This is a genomic window from Thermococcus gammatolerans EJ3 (assembly GCF_000022365.1).
Classification (GTDB): domain Archaea; phylum Methanobacteriota_B; class Thermococci; order Thermococcales; family Thermococcaceae; genus Thermococcus; species Thermococcus gammatolerans.
This window is the reverse complement of the sequence record NC_012804.1, coordinates 315,955-335,060: the sequence shown is the minus strand read 5'-3', so window position 1 is coordinate 335,060 and position 19,106 is coordinate 315,955. Positions and strand designations below refer to the sequence as shown.

General features: G+C 52.9%; 21 protein-coding genes, 2 tRNA genes and 1 other RNA gene. 9 read left to right on the top strand and 15 right to left on the bottom strand.

Going from position 1 to position 19,106, the window contains the following annotated elements:
* The first annotated feature begins 45 nt into the window (after positions 1 to 45).
* From TGAM_RS01795 to TGAM_RS01785, 3 genes are all read left to right on the top strand, one after another.
* Positions 46 to 294, top strand: a complete 249-nt coding sequence (locus TGAM_RS01795) for a hypothetical protein (protein ID WP_148206245.1) — start codon at positions 46 to 48, stop codon at positions 292 to 294.
* Positions 295 to 384: 90 nt separating this feature from the next.
* Positions 385 to 461: transfer RNA gene (locus TGAM_RS01790), tRNA-Phe, on the top strand.
* An 8-nt stretch (positions 462 to 469) separates the two neighbouring features.
* Positions 470 to 547: transfer RNA gene (locus TGAM_RS01785), tRNA-Gly, on the top strand.
* Positions 548 to 681: 134 nt separating this feature from the next.
* Here TGAM_RS01785 and TGAM_RS01780 read toward each other — a convergent pair.
* Complete coding sequence (locus TGAM_RS01780; protein WP_015857971.1) at positions 682 to 1,503, bottom strand: DMT family transporter; 822 nt, start codon at positions 1,501 to 1,503, stop codon at positions 682 to 684.
* A gap of 32 nt (positions 1,504 to 1,535) precedes the next feature.
* Positions 1,536 to 2,732, bottom strand: a complete 1,197-nt coding sequence (gene gcvT, locus TGAM_RS01775; RefSeq protein ID WP_015857970.1) for a glycine cleavage system aminomethyltransferase GcvT — start codon at positions 2,730 to 2,732, stop codon at positions 1,536 to 1,538.
* 101 nt (positions 2,733 to 2,833) lie between these two features.
* Between gcvT and TGAM_RS01770 the strand changes: the two genes are divergently transcribed.
* A complete protein-coding gene (locus tag TGAM_RS01770; protein ID WP_015857969.1) occupies positions 2,834 to 3,679 on the top strand; it encodes a universal stress protein in 846 nt (281 codons plus the stop codon).
* 88 nt (positions 3,680 to 3,767) lie between these two features.
* Here the strand turns inward: TGAM_RS01770 and TGAM_RS01765 are convergent, their stop codons facing one another.
* Both TGAM_RS01765 and cutA read right to left on the bottom strand, forming a co-directional pair.
* Positions 3,768 to 4,355 (bottom strand): endonuclease dU, encoded by a 588-nt coding sequence (locus tag TGAM_RS01765; protein ID WP_015857968.1) that lies wholly within the window; start codon positions 4,353 to 4,355, stop codon positions 3,768 to 3,770.
* On the bottom strand, positions 4,352 to 4,666 hold the full coding sequence (gene cutA / locus TGAM_RS01760; protein WP_015857967.1) for a divalent-cation tolerance protein CutA: 315 nt from the start codon (positions 4,664 to 4,666) through the stop codon (positions 4,352 to 4,354). The genes TGAM_RS01765 and cutA overlap by 4 nt, the downstream gene beginning before the upstream one ends.
* A 71-nt stretch (positions 4,667 to 4,737) precedes the next feature.
* Here cutA and TGAM_RS01755 point away from each other — a divergent pair, with 71 nt between their 5' ends.
* Positions 4,738 to 5,013: an acylphosphatase gene (locus TGAM_RS01755; protein WP_015857966.1), complete on the top strand. Its 276-nt coding sequence runs from the start codon at positions 4,738 to 4,740 to the stop codon at positions 5,011 to 5,013.
* Here TGAM_RS01755 and TGAM_RS01750 read toward each other — a convergent pair.
* Complete coding sequence (locus TGAM_RS01750; protein ID WP_015857965.1) at positions 5,003 to 5,593, bottom strand: hypothetical protein; 591 nt, start codon at positions 5,591 to 5,593, stop codon at positions 5,003 to 5,005. The two genes, TGAM_RS01755 and TGAM_RS01750, sit on opposite strands and share 11 nt — an antisense overlap.
* A gap of 100 nt (positions 5,594 to 5,693) precedes the next feature.
* Here TGAM_RS01750 and priL point away from each other — a divergent pair, with 100 nt between their 5' ends.
* From priL to TGAM_RS01735, 3 genes are read left to right on the top strand one after another with little or no spacing between them, the layout of a single operon-like run.
* Entirely contained in the window at positions 5,694 to 6,866 is a 1,173-nt protein-coding gene (gene priL, locus TGAM_RS01745) for a DNA primase large subunit PriL (RefSeq protein ID WP_015857964.1), read from the top strand.
* Positions 6,863 to 7,888, top strand: coding sequence for a DNA primase catalytic subunit PriS (gene priS / locus TGAM_RS01740; protein ID WP_015857963.1), 1,026 nt, complete (start codon positions 6,863 to 6,865; stop codon positions 7,886 to 7,888). Before priL ends, priS begins: the two co-directional genes overlap by 4 nt.
* Positions 7,885 to 8,730 carry a DMT family transporter gene (locus TGAM_RS01735; RefSeq protein WP_048811009.1) on the top strand — a complete coding sequence of 282 codons (846 nt, stop codon included), beginning with the start codon at positions 7,885 to 7,887 and terminating at the stop codon, positions 8,728 to 8,730. Before priS ends, TGAM_RS01735 begins: the two co-directional genes overlap by 4 nt.
* On the opposite strand, the gene rnpB is transcribed toward TGAM_RS01735, so the two are convergent.
* From rnpB to TGAM_RS01720, 4 genes are all read right to left on the bottom strand, one after another.
* An RNA gene (rnpB, locus tag TGAM_RS10985) (RNase P RNA component) lies at positions 8,716 to 9,037 on the bottom strand. The genes TGAM_RS01735 and rnpB overlap by 15 nt on opposite strands.
* Before the next feature lie 38 nt (positions 9,038 to 9,075).
* Positions 9,076 to 10,761 carry a COG1470 family protein gene (locus tag TGAM_RS01730; protein WP_238516262.1) on the bottom strand — a complete coding sequence of 562 codons (1,686 nt, stop codon included), beginning with the start codon at positions 10,759 to 10,761 and terminating at the stop codon, positions 9,076 to 9,078.
* A gap of 69 nt (positions 10,762 to 10,830) precedes the next feature.
* Entirely contained in the window at positions 10,831 to 11,121 is a 291-nt protein-coding gene (locus TGAM_RS01725) for a hypothetical protein (RefSeq protein WP_337998395.1), read from the bottom strand.
* Positions 11,121 to 11,525, bottom strand: a complete 405-nt coding sequence (locus TGAM_RS01720; protein WP_015857959.1) for a DUF61 family protein — start codon at positions 11,523 to 11,525, stop codon at positions 11,121 to 11,123. The genes TGAM_RS01725 and TGAM_RS01720 overlap by 1 nt, the downstream gene beginning before the upstream one ends.
* Positions 11,526 to 11,744: 219 nt before the next feature.
* On the opposite strand from TGAM_RS01720, the gene glnA reads away from it, so the two are divergent.
* Positions 11,745 to 13,085: a type I glutamate--ammonia ligase gene (gene glnA / locus TGAM_RS01715; protein WP_015857958.1), complete on the top strand. Its 1,341-nt coding sequence runs from the start codon at positions 11,745 to 11,747 to the stop codon at positions 13,083 to 13,085.
* Here glnA and TGAM_RS01710 read toward each other — a convergent pair.
* From TGAM_RS01710 to TGAM_RS01685, 6 genes are read right to left on the bottom strand one after another with little or no spacing between them, the layout of a single operon-like run.
* Entirely contained in the window at positions 13,076 to 13,936 is an 861-nt protein-coding gene (locus TGAM_RS01710; protein WP_015857957.1) for an EamA family transporter, read from the bottom strand. The genes glnA and TGAM_RS01710 overlap by 10 nt on opposite strands.
* Positions 13,937 to 13,945: 9 nt before the next feature.
* Positions 13,946 to 14,407, bottom strand: coding sequence for a hypothetical protein (locus TGAM_RS01705; RefSeq protein ID WP_048811006.1), 462 nt, complete (start codon positions 14,405 to 14,407; stop codon positions 13,946 to 13,948).
* 29 nt (positions 14,408 to 14,436) lie between these two features.
* On the bottom strand, positions 14,437 to 15,444 hold the full coding sequence (locus tag TGAM_RS01700) for an ABC transporter ATP-binding protein (protein WP_015857955.1): 1,008 nt from the start codon (positions 15,442 to 15,444) through the stop codon (positions 14,437 to 14,439).
* A gap of 10 nt (positions 15,445 to 15,454) precedes the next feature.
* Positions 15,455 to 16,414, bottom strand: coding sequence for an ABC transporter ATP-binding protein (locus TGAM_RS01695; RefSeq protein ID WP_015857954.1), 960 nt, complete (start codon positions 16,412 to 16,414; stop codon positions 15,455 to 15,457).
* A gap of 10 nt (positions 16,415 to 16,424) precedes the next feature.
* Positions 16,425 to 17,903, bottom strand: a complete 1,479-nt coding sequence (locus TGAM_RS01690; RefSeq protein WP_015857953.1) for an ABC transporter permease — start codon at positions 17,901 to 17,903, stop codon at positions 16,425 to 16,427.
* 11 nt (positions 17,904 to 17,914) lie between these two features.
* Positions 17,915 to 18,958 (bottom strand): ABC transporter permease, encoded by a 1,044-nt coding sequence (locus TGAM_RS01685; protein WP_015857952.1) that lies wholly within the window; start codon positions 18,956 to 18,958, stop codon positions 17,915 to 17,917.
* Positions 18,959 to 19,106: the final 148 nt, after the last annotated feature.

The window sequence follows — 19,106 nt, the reverse complement described above, 5'->3', positions numbered from 1 at the left end:
CAAACGTTTTTATGGAGTGAAGTGTATTCTCAGGAGGTGAAAAAAATGAACATTGTGAAGGCACGGGCCATTCTTTCAACGCTTCTGCTTGTGGTGTTCCTTGGCGTTCTATTCATCATGATGGGGGTGCTCTACACCAGCAAAACTGGTCATTCGTTCCTTGGTATGAACAAGAATCAGCTCTTCAGGATCAGAAACGTCCTAGGGCCGCTGATGAACGCGCTGATAATAGTCCACTTCGGGCTGAACTGGGGCATGTATAAAAGGGAGCTGAAAGTTCTTTTCAAAAAATAGGCCCCAAACTCTAAGTCCTCTAACGAAGGGTAGCATCACCTCACCACCGCAAGATTTATAAATCCCCTCCAAGCTCTTATCTTTGGGCGTGGGGCGGTAGCTCAGCCTGGGAGAGCGCCGGACTGAAGATCCGGGTGTCGGGGGTTCAAATCCCCCTCGCCCCACCACTTTCTGCGCGGTGGTAGTCTAGCCTGGTCTAGGACACCGGCCTTCCAAGCCGGTGACCCGGGTTCAAATCCCGGCCACCGCACCATCACAGCCCTTTCTGATGGAAGCTCCGGCGGAAGAATAAAATGTCCCTCTAAAAATTGCAAATTTTGGCATGAACTCTCAATTAGCTGCCCCATTGAGAGAGCGTTTCAAATAGCTTTGTTGAGAGGTCAACGCTCATCTCTGCCCGAGAAGGATTCCCACCACTATCAAAACCAAACCGAGAACCGTTGTAGTTTCTATCATCTCACCCAAGACTATGGAAATAAAAAGCAGACTCAGGAACGGAACCAAGTATACAAGGTTCGAGGCAAAGGCAACGTCGCTCTCAACAGCCCTGTACCAGAGGAGGTAAGTAACGCCCATTTCAAAGAGGCCAACGTAAACCGCACCGGCGAGACCCTTCGGGGAAGGCAGAGAAAAGCCCGCAAAGAGCATCAGCGGGACAGAGTAAAGGAGGGCAAAGGTGAAGTTCCAGAACATCTTCTCCTCAAGCTTCCTCTCGTCCCTGACGTTCAGAAGCCAGTATATGGCCCAGATTAAAGCGCTTCCAAGACCGAGGATGTCTCCAACTGGATTTGAGAAGCCGAGGGAAAGAGGTCTGCCCCTGGTAGCGACGATAAGGGCGCCTAGAAATCCAAGGAAAAGGCCCAATAAGGTGTCCGGGGCAAGTTTTCTTTCCAACAGGGGCACAGACAAAAGAACGAGTGCCAGAGGCCACGTGTAGTTGAGCGCCTGCGCCTCCTGAGCCGGCAGAAGGTCGTAAGCCGAGAAGAGAACGGTGTAGTAGAGGAGAAGAGCAAAACCGAGGTAAGCCGAGCGGAGGTTTTCTCTGGAGAACCTAAAGCTCCGGAGATGGAGGACTCCATAGAGGAGGAACGACGTCAGGAAAGCCCAGAAGAGAAGCTGTATGGGACTCATGTACCGTAGTGAAAGCTTGAAGGCCGAAGCAACGGTTGACCAGAGGAGAACGGCTCCAATCTCGTGTTTCCTGGACATAGGAAAGAATAGGGAGAGATGGAATAAAAACTTCACTCCTCCCTGAAGGCACCATACTTCTTGGGGTCGTAGAACGGCGGGGAAACTGTTACGGCCCTCTTGGGCTTGCCCCTGATTTCCACCTCGATTTCGAGGCCTGGCTTGGCGTATTCCTCCTTGACGAAAGCTATTCCGATACCGATTCCGAGGAGAGGCGAGAGTGTTCCGCTCGTGACCTCACCGATCACCTCTCCGTTGGCAAGAACCTTGTAGCCCTCCCTTGGGATTCCCCTATCAACCATCTTGAAGTGTACCATCTTCCTGCCCAAGCCCCTTTCCTTCTGCTTGAGGAGTGCCTCCTTACCGATGAACTCCTTGTCCCAGAAGATGGCGAAGTCGAGGTTGGCCTGGAGCGGGGTAACCTCGTCGATGTCGGTGCTGAGGAGCTGTAACTCTTTCGTCTCGTTGCCGTAGAGGGTGTAGCCAGCCTCAAGCCTGAGAGTATCGCGAGCACCTAGTCCGGCAGGCTTTATGCCGTACTTCTCACCCTCTTCAAGGATTCTCTCCCAGACGTGCAGGGCTTTCTCTGGTCTACCCCTCTTCTCAGGATTGGGGTGGTAGGGGTTCTTATCTTCGAAGTAGACCTCCCAACCGTTCTCGCCGGTGTAGCCGCTCCTCGAAAGGAGCATCTTGATCCCGTCGAGCTCGACTTCTTTGGCCTGGAACCACCAGAGGTCGTTGATATCGATTCCGAAGAGATCCTTCGCGAGATCCCTTGCCTTCGGGCCCTGGACTGAGAACATAGCCATGTCGTAGGTCTTATTCTCAATCTCAAGGTCTATGCTTCCGAACTTTTCGATTCCGCGCTTTATGGCGTTGAACCAGGCCTCGAGTTTCTCGAAGGCATCGCTATCGCAGACCATCATGTAGGTATCGTTCCCGAGGTTGAAGACAAGGGTTTCGTCCTTAACCGCTCCCCTTTCGTTGAGAACGAGCGTGTAGGTTCCGCTTATCGCGGGGGGTTTGCTTATGTCATTGGTAGTGACGTACTGGAGAAACTCCAGAGCATCTTTACCGCGAAAGATGAACTCCCCCATGTGAGAGACGTCGAAGATGCCAACGCCGTTTCTAACCGCCAGATGCTCCTCCTTTATGCTTGAATACCAGATGGGCATCTCCCAGCCCGCAAATTCTTCAACTTTCTTGGCGTGCTCCTTATGCCAGTCGAAAATGTGAACCCTCTTAACCATAGCGACCACCGCTTAAACTTGAACCTGAACGTTATAACGCTTTCCTGTCATCGGGCAACACTAATAAGCATCAAGGTACAACATAATACCGGGGTGAGGTTATGTTCGAGAGAATTCTCTACCCAACGGACTTTTCGGAGGTTTCTCTCAAGGCCCTCAGAGAGTGCCTGCCTGAGATAGTGAGACCCGGGGTTAAAGAGCTTCATCTGCTCCATGTTCTCGATATCACCACCCTTGACGTCGAGGCATTCTCATTGCAGGAGGTTTACGAAGAAAAGCTTGAGAAGCTGAAGGGGGATATCAAGGGCATGTTTCCGGAAACGGAGATAGTGACGTACGTCTCGATCGGAATCCCGTCACTTGAGATAGCAGAGTACGCCAGCGGCAAGGGAATAGATCTCATAGTGACTCCCACCACCGGGGAGAACATCTGGAGGAGAATGTTCCTGGGAAGCACTGCCTCAAACCTCGCCAGAGCCACGAAGAAGCCGGTTCTACTCCTGAAATATGAGAAAAAAGAGGAAGAGATTCTGCCAACTTTTCCATCGTGCTCGGGGATCTTCAGCAGGCCCCTCGTTGCCCTGGATTTCTCAAAATGTTCAATCAGGATCGTGAAGACGGTGAAGAAGTTCGAAGAGCTGATAGAGTCGGGAATACTTCTCCACTCTGTGGACTACGGGGGCATAGACGAACTCGAGCACAACATCGAGATAGCCAGAAAGAACCTTGAGAAGACTGCAAAGGGAATTAAAGCCGAATTCGAGCTTGAAGTGATGGTGGGGACCGCGAGTCAGGCCATAATAGGAACCGCCCTGGCCAAGAAAGCAACCATTATCGTAATAGGCAAGAAGGGCAGGAGCTTCCTCAAGGATTTGATCCTCGGTAGCACAGCGGAGAGGGTCATGCGGGACTCAAAGATCCCTGTCCTTCTCGTTCCATGTGATTGACCTCAGACTGGAACGGCTTCCTCATCGCTCGGTAGCTACCCTGTTGCCATCATCGGTCGTTGCTTCCTCTTTTTCCTGCCTTATAAACCTACTCCTTCGTGCTTTCACCCGTCATAACGGCCGAGGCTATCATATGGGCCAGCCTCAGAGGTTCCGGTATCAAACCGGTCTTCGTCGTCGTTCTCACGATCTCGGCCGCAGTTTCGGGGGAGAGCCCAACGGTCTGAAGGTAGAGCTTTCCGGGGATGAGCTCGAAGAGCGGGGGTGCCCTCCTGAGGACTTCAAATCTCTCCCTCCAGTCCGGGAAATGCTTTCTGAGAGCTGCCTCCATGGCCCTCAGATCGGGTTTCTTCCTGATGACGACGAGTACGGGAAGGCCCGTCTCGAGGTAGAGTTTATCGAGGTCAACGATGTTGAAACCCCCGTAGGTGACCCCCTTGAGCATAATCACCCTCAGATCCTTGAAGCGGGAGTTCACAACGGCGTCGATCAGCTTCTCGGTGGCGTCTGTTCCATCGACCGTTATCCACCTGCTCAGAACCCCGACGACTTCCCTAGCCCCCTTCATCACGACTCCTACGAGGATCGTCCTCCCGTGGGCAACCTTTGAAGAAAAGGAGAAAGTCCCGTCATCGAAGCCAACGACGCGTATCTCGGGTTTGACTTTCCGGATCATCCAAAGAGCACCTTCTCCATCCATTCTGAGTACTCTCTGTTGAGCTTATCGAGATCGATCCTCGCTATCATAGGGATCTCGTAGGGGTGGAGCTCCCTGAGCGTGTTTTTGAGTTCCTTCCACTTGCTCACATCAGTTTTAAGGATCGCCCCGATCTCAGTGCCTTCCTCGATCTTCCCCTCCCAAAAGTACATGGAGTGGTGTTCCCTGAGGTTTGCGCAGACGATCAACTTTCTCTCAAGCAGCTCCCTGGTGATTCTTTTGGCACTCTCCCAGTCAGGAAACGTCGTGTAGACGAATATCGCCTCCATGAGACACCCCCGGAAGTATGTAAGCGGGTAAAGCTTAAATCCCTTGTGGAGAAATCCCCCCGGGATGGTGCATGAGGAAGGTTAGGGCGCACCTAAGAATATACGGACGCGTTCAGGGTGTGGGCTTCCGCTGGAGTATGCAGAGGGAGGCCAGAAAGCTCGGCTTAGCAGGATGGGTGAGGAACCTGCCCGACGGAAGCGTTGAGGCAGTCGTTGAAGGGGACGAGGAAAGGGTCGAGGCATTAATAGGATGGGCCCATCAAGGACCGCCACTGGCAAGGGTGACCCGCGTTGAGGTAAAGTGGGAAGAACCGGAAGGGCTCGAGGGTTTCAAGGTCATCGGGTAGAGAGACGCTCAAGCAATGCCCTCTTGGGGCAGTACTCCACCTCGCAGTACTCACACACGAATTTCGTCTTGTCCTTTTCAGGCGTTCTTATGATCAGCCTTCTAAAGCCTTCTGTTTCTTTGATTTTAACGAAGGCATCCACCGGCAGGGTTCCATCTATGACTATGTACAGCTTGCTCGGCTCCTCGCGGAGGTTCCTGCTGAAGACTTCCATCACCGGGACGTTGTGATCGTGCAGGAGTTTGAGGACTCTGTAGAACCCTTCCATGTACCTCTCCTTGTCGAGTTCGATCTCAAGCACCTCCCATCCCATGAGAGGTGCCACGTCGATAAGGCTTGGAAGTGGGTTTAGTTTCTCAAATATGAGCCTTAGAGCGGGTGTTTTCTCGATGTATTCAACCGTGTGGTATATTATCTTCCTGTTCACACCGATGACCCTTGCGAGCTCACTTATCGGGATCTCCACGTTCCTGAGGTATATCCTGCCGTTCTTCACGGAGAGACCGTTCTCGAAAAGGAACTCCACAACCTTCCTCCTCGCAGGGTAGTTTTTGAAGTACTCCTCGAGTATCAGCATCATTTTTGTTCACCTCTTACTCAAAGGTGGGTAGAAATGGATATTTAAGCTTTTCCCCGAAAGGGTTTTATCACAGTGCCCCGACATTTACCTGGTGCCATCAATGCTCGACCCCTTCGGGAGGAGGGCCCGTAAAATCATTGAGGACTTCGGTGGAATCGAGGCCTTCCTTGAGAGGATTCCAGGGTATGTGGACGTGGAGGAGGTTCTGGAGAGGGTTACGTGGGAGAATAAACCCCCCGAGAACGTTCTGAACGCCGAGGAGTGGAAGGACCTGATGACCTTTTACGCCCTTCTTGGAGCGCTTGCACTATCACCGTACGGTTTCGAGATGGAGCTCGTCAGGGACAAGAACGCCGAGATATATCTGACGAAACTTAGAAAGGCTGAAACTCTAGAGGACATCTCGCTACGAGTCAAGAGTGTCTCCGATGGAGAGATCCCGGAAAAAGACCGCATGATCCTTGAAAAGAGCAGGTACCGCGAGCTTGGAGAAGAAGAGCGGAAGAGACTGCGGATAGAGTACAAGATGTGGCTGAGGCACTTCATTCCCCTCTGGGAGGGGAGCCTGAAGGACGTCTACATAAGGAACAGCTGGGCCTATCTCCGCAGGGAGGAAGTCCTCAGCCTGTGGACAAAGGCCTTTGAGAAAAACTTGGAACGGGCCGTAAACGTTCTCTACGACGTCAGGGATGATCTCCCGGAGTTCTACTCAATCCTGAGGGAAAGGCTAGCCGAAATCGCAAGGGAGAAGTTCAAGGAGAGGATAGAAGCCATAGGTTCGACAGGCTCTCAGCCCCTTCGGCCTGATCTATTTCCGCCCTGTATTAAGAAGGCACTCTCCGGCGTCAGCAGCGGAATGAGGAACTACGCCATAACGGTTCTCCTCACGAGCTTTCTCAGCTACGCCCGTATATGCCCAAACCCCCCTCGGAGGAACGTCAGGATTAAGGACTGCATTGGGGATCTGAGCATCATCGAGCGGGAGATACTCCCCCTCATCATCGAGGCAGGAAACCGCTGTAAGCCACCCCTTTTTGAGGACCAGCCGAACGAGATCAAGAACATCTGGTACCACTTGGGATTCGGTTTTACGGAGAGACCGAGCCTCGAAGACAGCGGAAATTCAACGTGGTACTTTCCACCGAACTGCGACAAAATAAGGGCGAACGCACCCGCACTGTGCAAACCGGACAAGTACTGCAGGGGCATCAAGAATCCCCTGACGTACTACCTCAGGAGGCTGTACCTGGAACGCAAGGAGGGTGGTGAATGAGCCTGTTTCGGGAGGTCACGCCAGAAGAAAGAAAGGCCTACTACCAGAGGGAATGGAGCGCGGAAATGCTGCCAGACTTCATAGTGGAAACACTCGAAAACAGGGAGTTCGGCTTTGACCACACCGGGGAAGGCCCGAGCGACAGGAAAAACGAGTTCAGCGACGTAAGGGATCTGGAAGACTACGTAAAGGCCACCGCTCCCTACGCCATGTTCTCAAGCGTTGCACTCTACGAGAAGCCCTCCGAGATGGAGGGATGGCTCGGAGCCGAGCTCGTCTTTGACATAGACGCAAAGGACCTGCCCCTTAGGAGGTGCATGGATCTGCACCCCAGCGGCCAGGTGTGTCCCCTCTGCCTTGAGGACGCCAAAGAACTCGTTCTCGACACTCTCACGATCCTGAAGGAGGACTTTGGATTCGAGGAGATCCACGTGGTTTACTCCGGGAGGGGTTACCACATAAGGGTGCTCGACGACTGGGTTCTCGATCTTGACTCCAAGGCCAGGGAAAAGATTCTGGCCTACGTCAGCGCGGCCGAGGAGATAACGTTTGAGGACGTCCAGTCCCGGAGGATAATGCTCTCCGCGGGCTACTTCCGGGTGTTCAGGCTTCGTTTCGGGTACTTTCTCAGGAGGATAAACCTCAACCACCTGCTCAACGTGGGGATCAAAAGAAGACAGGCGGAGGCCATTCTCGAGGAGAGGGATGAGATCTACGAGGGCTTTGTGAGGAAAGCCATGTTAACAGCATTTCCCCAGGGTATTGGATACAAAACGCTCATGAGGCTCTTCTCGTTGTCAACGACGTTCTCACGGGCATACTTTGACGGGAAGGTCACCATAGACCTCAAAAGAATCCTAAGGGTTCCCTCAAGTCTCCACTCCAAGGTGGGGATGGTGACGACCTACATCGGCGACGACGAGAGGAAGCTTGAGAAGTTCAACCCCTTCAGAGACGCTGTCCCCGAGTTCAGGAAGGAGGAAGTGAAGGAAGCGTACGAGGAGTGGGAGAGCTCACTATGAACCGAGGAAAGGCACAGATAGCGCTTGCGATGCTTATATGGGGAAGCGTCGGAATATTCGGCAGGCTCTCGGGGCTTTCTGGCCTGGGCGTTGCCTTCTCCAGAGTTTCGCTTGGAGCGGTAGTTCTTCTTCCAATCCTCGGCCTCAGGGGAAAGCTCGGAAATGCCTTGGGGGAGCTGAGAAAGAGGCCGTATCATATGCTTGCGCTCGGGACGGCGCTGGCTCTGAACTGGGTCTTCCTGTTCACGGCCTTCAACCACACCACCATTGCAAACGCGGTCCTCGTTTACTACACCGCCCCGGTTCTGGCGACGCTGATTTCGTGGCGCTTTCTCCATGAAAGGCTCGACGCGAGAAAGGTTCTGAGCCTTGCCATAGCATTTACGGGACTGCTTCTCATAGCCTCGTCTCAGAGAATCAGCCTCTCTGACAGGGATTTCATAGGAATTGTGTTCGCGTTTCTGGGAGCGCTCTTCTACGCCCTGATTCCGAACCTCGGCAGGTTTCTGAGGGGCGTTGACGGGGAGAGCTTAACCTTTCTCCAGCTGGCAATAGCTTCTGCCGTTTTAATTCCTTTTGTGGTCCTTGAAAACGTTGGAAGCCCAGTCTGGTGGACAATAGCGGTTCTCGTCCTCGTGCATACTGTTTTAGCTCTCTACCTCTACATGGACGGGCTGAAGAAGGTGGAAGTTAAGGACGCCGCCCTGCTAAGCTACCTTGACCCGCTGAGCGCGATAGTTTACGCGTTCTTGGTCTTCGGAGAAGTGCCGGGAGTTAGGACCGTGATAGGTGGCGCCCTCATTCTGCTTGCGTCGGCGCTGGATTTGGCGAGGGGGTCGTAGCCCGCCTTCTGTATCAAGGGGGCATTCGACTGAGCGGCCTACCACGGGGCTCACACCGGGAACTCATCGCCCCAGCTACGGCCTTGCACCCCGCGGGACGGCCGTTTCACCGCATCCCCCGGGATCGTCTGCGGGTTAGCTCGGTGCCCGTCGCCGGGCCCTTCGCACGCGTCATCCACATCCCCCGGGGGCCGTGTCGTTTCTGCGCCGTTGCCCTCCCTCTCGGGAGGTGCCTTGCGGCACCGCGGCCCCGGTGCGGTGGGCGGAACTTCCTCGGGAGTGCCCCGAGAGCCCCCGACCCCCTCGCCGTGAGGGGGTAGAAAAGGGAGAATAAAAAGGTTTGGCTCATTTCTTCTTTCTGACCTTGGAGACGGGTTTTCTCCTCAGCCTCCGCGGAAGTTCCCTGTTCTCGATGAACCTTGGAAGTTTCGGCCGCTTAAACCTGCCAAGGGGAGACTTTCTCTTCGGCCTGGGCCTAACCCTGGGCTTCCGGGCCCTCTCCCAGGGACTGACGTACCCCTCCTCCTCACGGGATCCTAGAAAGATGCCAGCTGCCAGGATAACTACAACAATAACCGCCAGAACGACAATCACATAAGTCACTGAGCTACCCTTTCCCCCACCACCGGTCTGGGAACTCGTGTTCATTGACGACGTCGATTCTGTGGAAACTGGCCTTGGAGGCACTTTCACGATGCCGGTTTTGGTATCGAATGTTTTTCCATCCCCCAAAAGCATAAAGCTGTACTCAACCGTCGAGTTCCATGCCAGCTGAAAATCAAAGCTCTCGACGGTGGTGCCCGGTCTCAGCAGCAAACTCTTGGAGTCAGAGTAAAGGAGAACACCGTTGGAGGTCAGGTTGTAGAGGAGCCTAACCTTCATGGAAATGTCGTTTGGGTTCGTGATATTCACTTTAAGTCTCAGGGTACTTCCGTTTAACTCCCTTCCCAAGCCGGCTATGAATGGATAACCCAAGACCCTGTAGGTTCCCGTTGTATTGGCAAGAGAAACGTTATCGTGATAAAGTTCCATCATGAACATTAGCTCCCCGGTTTTCTTTGTGGGCAGGTCTACCCCCACAACCTGAGCCCCGGGATGTAGGGAAAGGGGAATAACCTTGGAAAGCACGAGGGAATCATCCCCCCAAACCGTGACGTTGAGGTTGGCCTCCAGTTCCCTCTCAGAGAGCACGGTAACGTATGCCTTCAGATCATCCCCTAGAAGAACGGAGTCTCTGCTCAGGGAAACGTTAATGTAATCGATGCCAGTGGAGACGTGAATAACACGCCAGAAATATTCCTTGCCCCGTATGGACGAAACCGTGAAAGTTACGTTGTAGTCACCGCTTCTCCAGTTCCATTCGACGGGGATTCTCCTCTCGATCTTAACAGTGCCGGGAGAGATCACTGAATGGCCGGTGGCGGTGTAGACAAGCTCACCCGTTGGGAGAAAGGTAACGTTGGTCCAGTGGACGAAGCCAGTTGGAGTGTTCCCAATGTTCTCTACTGTCGCCCTCAAGACGAGGGTTTCACCGTTGAAAGGATCAGGGGAGGGTGCGTTAGGCCTCTGAAGGATGTAAAGCCGGGCAGACTTTAAAACTATCGGGTTGTCACTGACACGAAGGGGCACCTTAAGGATGAGATCGTGGAGGGAACCGTCCTCAGCCATGCCCCTGAAGTGGAGAATCAGGCTGTAAAATCCGGGAGCAACGTTTGAGGAAACGGAAATGTTGAAGGGAAGCTCCTGGGATTCGCCGGATTTCCAGTTCTTAAAGACAGTGTAGATTGGGGTGAAGTTTATCAGATCCTTCGGACGGCCCGAGACGGTGTATTCGATGTAAACCACGGCTGTGAAGTTGAAGGGGGCTTCGTTGATAACTTCAATCGAATCGGATAAGAACTCCCCCGAGAGAACCGTTATTACATCCCTCGTAGTCAGGGAGGGATTATCGCTGGATGAAACCGGTGGAAGGGAGAATAGCGCCGTAAAGAGCACGATCAAAGTTAAAAACCCGAGCGAACGCATAGCCATCACCACCTTCGAGACTGATATGATAGGAGCGGCCCGACTTAAAAATATTTCGAGGGTTTAGAATAATCCCTAAAGGTTTGAGATACTTGCGTACATTAAAAAGAGGCCTGTCATGACCAGAACGAGGGAGAAAAGAAGTCCCAGCCGGTATATCATGTTGGAGCGAAAGTGCCGAAAAACAATGGCATGGATGGTAAGGAGCATGAGCCCATAGAGAAAGGCAAAGATCCCCAGTGCCATCCGGACGTCTATCCTCAGGATGAACAGGATGCCCAGCACAGCCCCCGCAAAAACGGTTATATGGGGTATCGTGAAGAAGTAGTAATCCCTCAGGATCCTCGTGTTTTCGTCCATCTCCATCACTCCGATATAAACGCATACGTTGTCGTGGTTGGGAGACGCCTTCTGATCCGGGGCAGGAGGTATCTGGGATACAGGGCCTCGGTCTTCTCGTTCAGGGGATCGTACTCACCAAGGATCTCATCTATTACCCTGACCTCCAATCTCCCCCTGACACGGAAGTAGCCCCGGTTAAGGGTGCTTATCTCAAGGATTATCGGGAGCTTAAGAAGTCTTGACTCATCTCCCAGGAGGGAGGCAAGGTACAAGAGCTCGTCCCTCTTGAAGTGATGATCGCTTCCATCCCTCAGGGTTACCCTTGGATCCTTCATATTGAGGAGCTCCCCAAGGGCAACCCTCCTCCGCGGCAGGTGAAGGTTAACCCTGAATATCTCCTTCTGGAGTATCTCCTCGGCGGTCGGCATGGTGATATAGAGGGGCCTTTAACTGAAAAACTTTGGTAAACACAAAAATGTCTATTTTTGACATAAAGATGATATTGATAAACAAATTTAACTCAAAACCTGTTCCTGCCCCAGAATTTTGCCGTTCTGACAAAAATTCATTCAAAAAGGTTAAATAGGTCATATCTTTCAGAAAATGCGTCATGATAATGAACATACATTCATAAAGGTGGTGCAAAAATGAACGAAATAAAGGGCCTCAGGGGAACCACTGGGGCACTCCCGATGGAGAGACCGAGGCCACACTTCATCCAACTGGTTTTCGTGGACATAAACGGCATTCCAAAGGGGATGGAGATCCCGATAACAAGATACGAGGAGGCAATCGAGGAGGGCATAGCCTTCGATGGCTCCTCGATTGCTGGGTTTCAGGGGATAGAGGACAGTGACCTCCTTTTCAAAGCCGATCCAAGCACCTACGCTGAAGTTCCCTGGGAGGGTATAGCGAGGGTCTACGGCTACATCTACAAGGATGGAAAGCCCTACGGGGCTGACCCGAGGGGAGTTCTTAAGAGGGCCCTCGAGATGCTTGAAAAGGAGGGGTTTAATGCATACATCGGGCCAGAGCCCGAGTTCTACATCCTAAAGAAGAACGGAACCTGGGAGCTCCACATACCTGACATCGGGGGCTACTTCGACCTCGTGGCCCTTGACAAGGCGAGGGAGCTGAGGAGAGAGATAGCCCTCTACATGCCGGCCTTTGGTCTCATTCCCGAAGTACTCCACCACGAGGTTGGAAAGGCTCAGCACGAGATTGATTTCCGCTACGACGAGGCACTCAAGACGGCCGACAACATCGTGAGCTTCAAGTACATCGTCAAGGCCGTCGCTGAAATGCGCGGTTTACACGCTACGTTCATGCCGAAGCCCCTCTACGGCTATCCGGGCAACGGGATGCACCTCCACATAAGCCTCTGGAAGGACGGAGAGAACGTTTTTATCGGCGAGGACGGGCTGAGCGAAACGGCGCTTCACTTTATGGCGGGAATCCTTAAGCACGCGAAGGCCCTAACAGCGCTGACCAATCCAACCGTAAACAGCTACAAGCGCCTCGTTCCAGGCTATGAAGCACCGGTTTACATCAGCTGGGGTTACAAGAACAGGAGCACACTAATTCGCGTCCCGGCCTTTTCTGGAAACGGGGCCAGGATAGAGTACCGCTGTCCCGACCCGAGTGCCAACCCATATCTGGCCATAGCCGCCGTACTCATAGCAGGCCTTGATGGAATCAAGAGGAAGCTCGAGCCAGAGGCATACGTCGAGACCAACGTTTACGAAATGAGCGAAGAGGAGAGGAACAAAGCTGGAATCGAGACCCTGCCAGGAAGCCTCGGAGAAGCTTTAGAAGAGCTCAGAAGGGACAAAATAATCAAGGAAGCGCTGGCCGGGGCATACGAGAACTTCATAGCCTACAAAGAGAGGGAGTGGAGTGAATACGTTGCATACATTGAAAGCAGGGAGCTTCCACTGGAGACTAAGAAGGTCACCGAGTGGGAGCTGGAGAGATACTTTTACATCTGAGCCCTCCCGTTCCTCCCTTCCCTCAAGTGCACGAGGACCGAGGCCCCTATTATGAGAGTCCCACCAAGGAGCTGGAGTGGGGTAAGCTTCTCTCCAAAGAGAAGGTACGCGAGGACTATCGCCACCACCGGCTCAACGGTCGCCACTATACTGGCCCTGCTGACCTCGACTTCCTTGAGGGCGTGGTTGTAAAGGGTGTAACCAAGGAAAGTCGGGAAGAAGGCCAGACCGAGGAGGTAGGGAATAGCACCTGTCGGAACGGAGAACTTCGAAAAGGGGGCTAGGAAGAGCAGGCCAAAGAGCAGGGTCATGAAGAGAACCCTCTCGGGCCTCTCGTTTCTGACACCGAACTTGGCCAGGACTCCATAGAGAGCGTAGGTGAAGCCCGTCGCTATTCCCGTAAGGAGTGCAACGTTGCTCACCTTGAAGTCCACGTTTCCCGCAACTAGGATGACCCCCACCAAAACCATTACCAGAGCGGTTATCTTCTCAGCAGTTATAGGTTCCCTGAAGATCAGCCTGCCGAGGATTACCGAGAAGGCCGGGGCGGTGTAAATGAGCAGAACCGCGAAGCCGACAGAGGAGATTTTGACGGTGTAGAAGTAGAGGGTGTAAAAGGCGAAGACCCCAACTAGGCCATAAACCGCGTAGAACCACAACTTCTCGCGGATGAAGGGATTTTCGCGGAGGAAGAGGGACACGTAAGTGCCGAGGATTACCAGCGCAAAGAGGACGCGCCAGAAGACCATCGTAAAGGGATCAACCTTGTAGCGGTAGATGTAAGTGGCGAATATACCTATCGTTCCCCAGGTTGAGGCGGCGAGAAAAACGAGAATGTAGCCGCGCTTCATCGGCTCACCTCACCCGGATCTAAGGTCGCTCATCATCCTCATGTAACCGAGCACTGAGAGCACCAGTCCTGTCAAGAAGAACACAAAGGCTATCAGTGATGCAGGTGCAAATGGGTAGTCAACGGCCCGGGAAGTGTAATCATAACTGACGTTCCCTGAAATAAGCTCAACGTGAGGCCGCGAGTTCAGGGTCAGGTTAAGGGTATCGTACACCTGATAGGTGATGTTGTTGACCTTAACCTCGCCGTACTTTGATTTAAGCACGAGAGTTCGGTTGTAGTAGTAATAGTCCCGTTCAAAATTGCTGTTGCCCAGCACGTTCAGTCCAGGTTTAAGCGTTCCGCTCTCGTGGTAGCTTTTATCAACGCCATAGGTCCCCGCAAGGGCTATAATAAGCGCTAGAAAGAGGAAGGTAAAGCCCACCTTGATGTGAGGGTACCTAAAAGCTAGCCTCAGGGGTTCGAGAACCATTTTGACCACCGATAAAAAGTGAAGAAGGGTCAGAACTTGCCCACAAGATGGCACTCGGCCCAGTGGTTGTGTTCGTACTCGATGAGCTTTGGCTGCTCAACGTCACACAGACCCTTCTGGGCGTAGATACACCTCGGGTGGAAGCGGCATCCGGGTGGAACGTTGGCGGCGCTTGGAACCTCACCCTTGATGGGAAGTTCCTTGATGACCTTTCTCCTCTCTGGCTTTGGTTCCGGAACTGCAGCAAGCAGGGCTCTTGTATACGGGTGAAGCGGGTTGTCAATAACGCGCTTTGCTGGACCCATCTCCACAATCCTTCCGAGGTACATGACTGCCATCCAGTCGGCGAAGTACCTTGCAGTGGACATGTCGTGGGTGATGTAGAGATAGGTGACGCCCATCTTTTCTTTGAGTTCCTTCATCAGCTCAAGGATCTCGGCGCGGATTGAAACGTCGAGCATCGAGACCGGCTCGTCGGCGACGATGAAGGTCGGGTTGAGAATGAGGGCCCTGGCTATAGCAACGCGCTGTCTCTGACCACCGGATAGCATGTGCGGGAACCTGCCAACGTAGTCCTCCGGCGGGGTTATCTTAACCATCTCAAGGGCCTTGTAGATCAGCTCCTCACGCTCCGCCCTTGTTTCACCGATACCGTGGATGAGAAGCGGCTCCTCGAGAATATCAAAGATCCTGAAACGGGGGTTCATAGAGCTGAAGGGATCCTGGAATATTATCTGAACCTTACGCCTGTAAGCCAGTACCTCCTCCTTTGTGACTATGTCTGTAACGTCCTGCCCCTCAAGGTATATTCTCCCGTCGGTTGGCTCAAGTAACTTAACTATGAGCTTTCCTGTCGTTGATTTACCACAGCCGCTTTCACCGACGAGGGCAAAGACCTGCTGCTTCCCTATCTCAAAGCTTATGCCATCAACGGCCTTGACGTACCTCTGGGGAGCACCCTTGAGGGTATCGATGAAACTCCTCTTAATCGGGAAGTATTTCTTAAGGTTTTCAACTTTAAGCACCGGCTCGGCCATTTCTCACACCTCACAGCAGCCAGCATGCGGCATAGTGATCCTTATCAATCTCCTTCAGTTCAGGCTCCTGCTCCTTACAAACGTCCATCGCGTAGGGGCACCTCGGGTGGAAGCGGCAGCCCTTCGGCGGGTTAATGAGGTTGGGCGGCTGTCCCGGGATGAACTCGAGCTTTTCAACGTCCTCATGGAGCCTTGGAATAGAAGCGAGTAATTTCTGTGTGTACGGGTGAGCGGGCTCGTAGTATATTTTCTCACTGTCGCCGATCTCAATGATCTTCCCCGCATACATGATGGCAACTTTGTCACTGATCTCAGCCAAGATGCTGAGGTCGTGGGTGATGAATATCATTGAGAGGCCAAGATCCTTCTTCAGCTTCTTCATCAGGTTTATGATCTGGGCCTGAACAACGACGTCCAGAGCCGTTGTTGGCTCGTCCGCAATGACAACGTCGGGCTCAAGCAGGAGGGCGGAAGCTATAATGACACGCTGCTTCATACCACCGCTCAGCTCGTGTGGGTAGCGGTAGACGATCTCGGGGTCGAGACCTACGAGCTCAAGGTATTTCTGAGCCCTGTCCAGGGCCTCGTCCTTGCTCATACCCTTGTGGAGGACTAAAGGCTCTATCATCTGGTACCCAACGGTGTAAACTGGGTTAAGGGCGTTCATGGCTCCCTGGAATATCATCGAAATCTTCTGCCAGCGGATCTCCTTCCTGAGGACATCTTCCGGAAGACCAACGATTTCCCTGCCGTCAATCTTGATGCTTCCGTCGACTATCTTCCCCGGAGGGGTTGGCATTCCCATGAGGGTAAAACCAAGGGAGGACTTGCCGCAACCGCTCTCACCGGCAAGTCCCAGGACTTCTCCTTTTTTGAGGTCAAAGCTTATGTCGTCGACGGCACGGACCATACCCCTGTTCGTGAAGTAATACATCTTCAGGTTTCTAACCTCGAGGATGTTCTTTGCCATTTAAATCACCTCACAGCCTCCTAAGCCTCGGGTTGAGTATCCTATCAAGCGCCGTACCGATCAGGACGAAGGTCAGGCCAACTAGGGCTATTCCAAGCCCAGGAGGAAGAACCCACCACCAGTAGCCCTTCGTCGCCGCGAACTTCATCTGGGCATCGTGAAGTATCTGTCCCCAGGTAACCTGAGTTGGATCGCCGAGGCCGAGGAAGCTCAGGGATGCCTCACTGATGACCGCTACGGGCACACCCAGGGCTATAACCGCGAAGGCGTAGGGCAAGAGCTGCGGGAGGATGTGCTTGAAGACTATCCTCCCCGTCCCGGCGCCGAGAGCTTTGGCAGCCTCAATGTACGTCTGCTCCTTGATCTGCAGTGCCATACTGCGCGAAATCCTAGCCACTCCCATCCATCCAAAGACCACAAGTAGCACCACTATGAGGGAGAGCCTTATGTGACCCAGCGTTGCTCCTATGAGGATGAGGATAGGCAGGGACGGTATGCTGCTGAAGAGCTCGTTTATACGCATGAGGATCTCATCAGCGTTGCCGCCGAGATAAGCGCTCGTGACACCATAAACGAGCCCTATTATGGTGCTCAGGAGGGAAACTGTTATACCGATGACCAGGGATATCCTGCTGCCCCAGACGATAGCTCCCCAGAGATCCCTTCCGAGGTAGTCCGTACCCATGTTCCCGTAGACGCGGCCGAGGAACGTAACCGTTATGTTGCTTACGTCAACCTTAGCCTGGGGGTAATCCCTGATAGTGATCCTGAGCGTGTAAGTGCCGTGAAGGGGTTTGGGGTTCATAATGATCTCTTCAACTACGCTCTCGTTTCCGCTGGTCTTGTAGGCGCTGGGATCGACAACGGCAAAGAGTGGTCTGACCATGTCCTGTATCAGAATAACGCTCAGGGGAACCTCATCGGGTGATATGGTCTTCCCGGTCGTGGTTTCGTACAGCCACATGTAAACGTTCTTGGCTATCTCACTGTCCCTTCCAATGGCCACTGTTATGCCAGAGCTGACCTCTTTGTTGTTGACCAGCTGCACTGATTTCCCGTCCGGTCTGTCGAGGTATATGTTCATCTTGGGTTTGAACGGAGTGCCCCCCGATTTTTGGAGCTGGAATCCCTTAATGATTATGCCCTTAGGACCATCGTAGTAGCCCTCAGGAAGGGTGTAGGTAGCCTTTATCTCCACTGTTCTCCCATTTCTGGTAATCTGAAGATCCTTTGAAGTGTAGACAACCTGACCCATAAGGTCGTGGGAAGTGAACTTGTTGTACCACGTTGGGGGAACTGTCTGGGGATACTCCTCCCAGTACTGGGGATCCTTCCATTTCTCAGGGAAGTTGGGCATCGTTATCAGTGGAGCGGCGGCGGCCACAATAATTAGGAGGATAAGAAGGGCAAGACCGAGCATTCCGGTCTTCTCACGCTTGAACTCGTTGACGAAATCCTGAAGGCTTTCTTTGAAATCAACCCACCTCATTTTATACCACCTCACATCTTAGCGGATGCACCAACCTTAACACGCGGGTCGAGGAATCCGTAGATCATGTCAGCGAGCACGACACCGGCAAGGTAGAGCACGACCGAGAAGTAGGTCAGTCCAATAACTATGTTGACTTCACTCTGGTTGAGTGCCTGCCAGTACAGCATCCCCATCCCTGGATACTGGAAGACCTGCTCACTGATGATGGCACCACCGAGGGATCCGAGGAGTGAGAAGATAACCATAGTGACTATCGGGGGCGCCGCGGCACGGAGGGCGTGGCCGTAGATGACCTTCCTCTCTGGAAGGCCCTTTGCCCTGGCCGCCATAATGAAGTCCTCCTGGAGTGTACCGATCATGATGTTTCTCGTTGTCCACGCCCAGCCACCAAAGGCGACAAAAACGTACGTGAGAATTGGAAGGGCCAGCTTGTGGATTTTGTCCCAGATCGTGTCCGTTGGCATGAAGTTGGAGCTCAGCGGGAACCACCCCAGCTTGTACGCAAAGATCAGGATGAACATCATCCCAGTCCACCAGAGGGGGAGACTGTATGTAACGAGGGCGAAGATAGACAGACTCCTGTCAAAGAGGCTCCCCGGGTTGTTGGCGGCACGGACGCCGAGGAAAATTCCCAGTATCATCGTTATTATTGAAGCTGTCGTGAAGAGGATTATACTCCTTGGAAGGTACATGAGAATGATCTTCCGGACATCATTGGTTCCGCCTATCGTCAACTGGCTCTTTCCGAAGTCCCATTTCAAAGATCTCCAAGTTTTTTCGAGCACCTGACCCCAGTATCCCTTGTCAAGGTTGTACTGCTCGCGTAGCTTTTTCTCGTATTCCTTCCGCTTCTCCTTGTACACTTCATCCCCAAGGGTCTGCCTTATCTGCTTGCCCGTAGTTTGATCCCACGCACGCAAAGCTTCCCTCATGTTGGCCTCGTTCTGGTCGATCGTAACCTTCACGAAAAGGGCGGACATTATAAAGGTTGCAATAATCAAAACAATAAGGGCGTTTATAATTCTAAAGACGAGGTACTTCCCATATCCCATTTTAGGCACCTCCACGCTTGGAATCTGAGGTGATCTTTTTCAGTCTTGTAAAACCGGCTTTAAATACCTTACTGAACACAAATGAACATTTGCACCAGAATAGTCATGGACGACGAGTGAACTCAAGCTCCAGAATGGAGAAACAAAA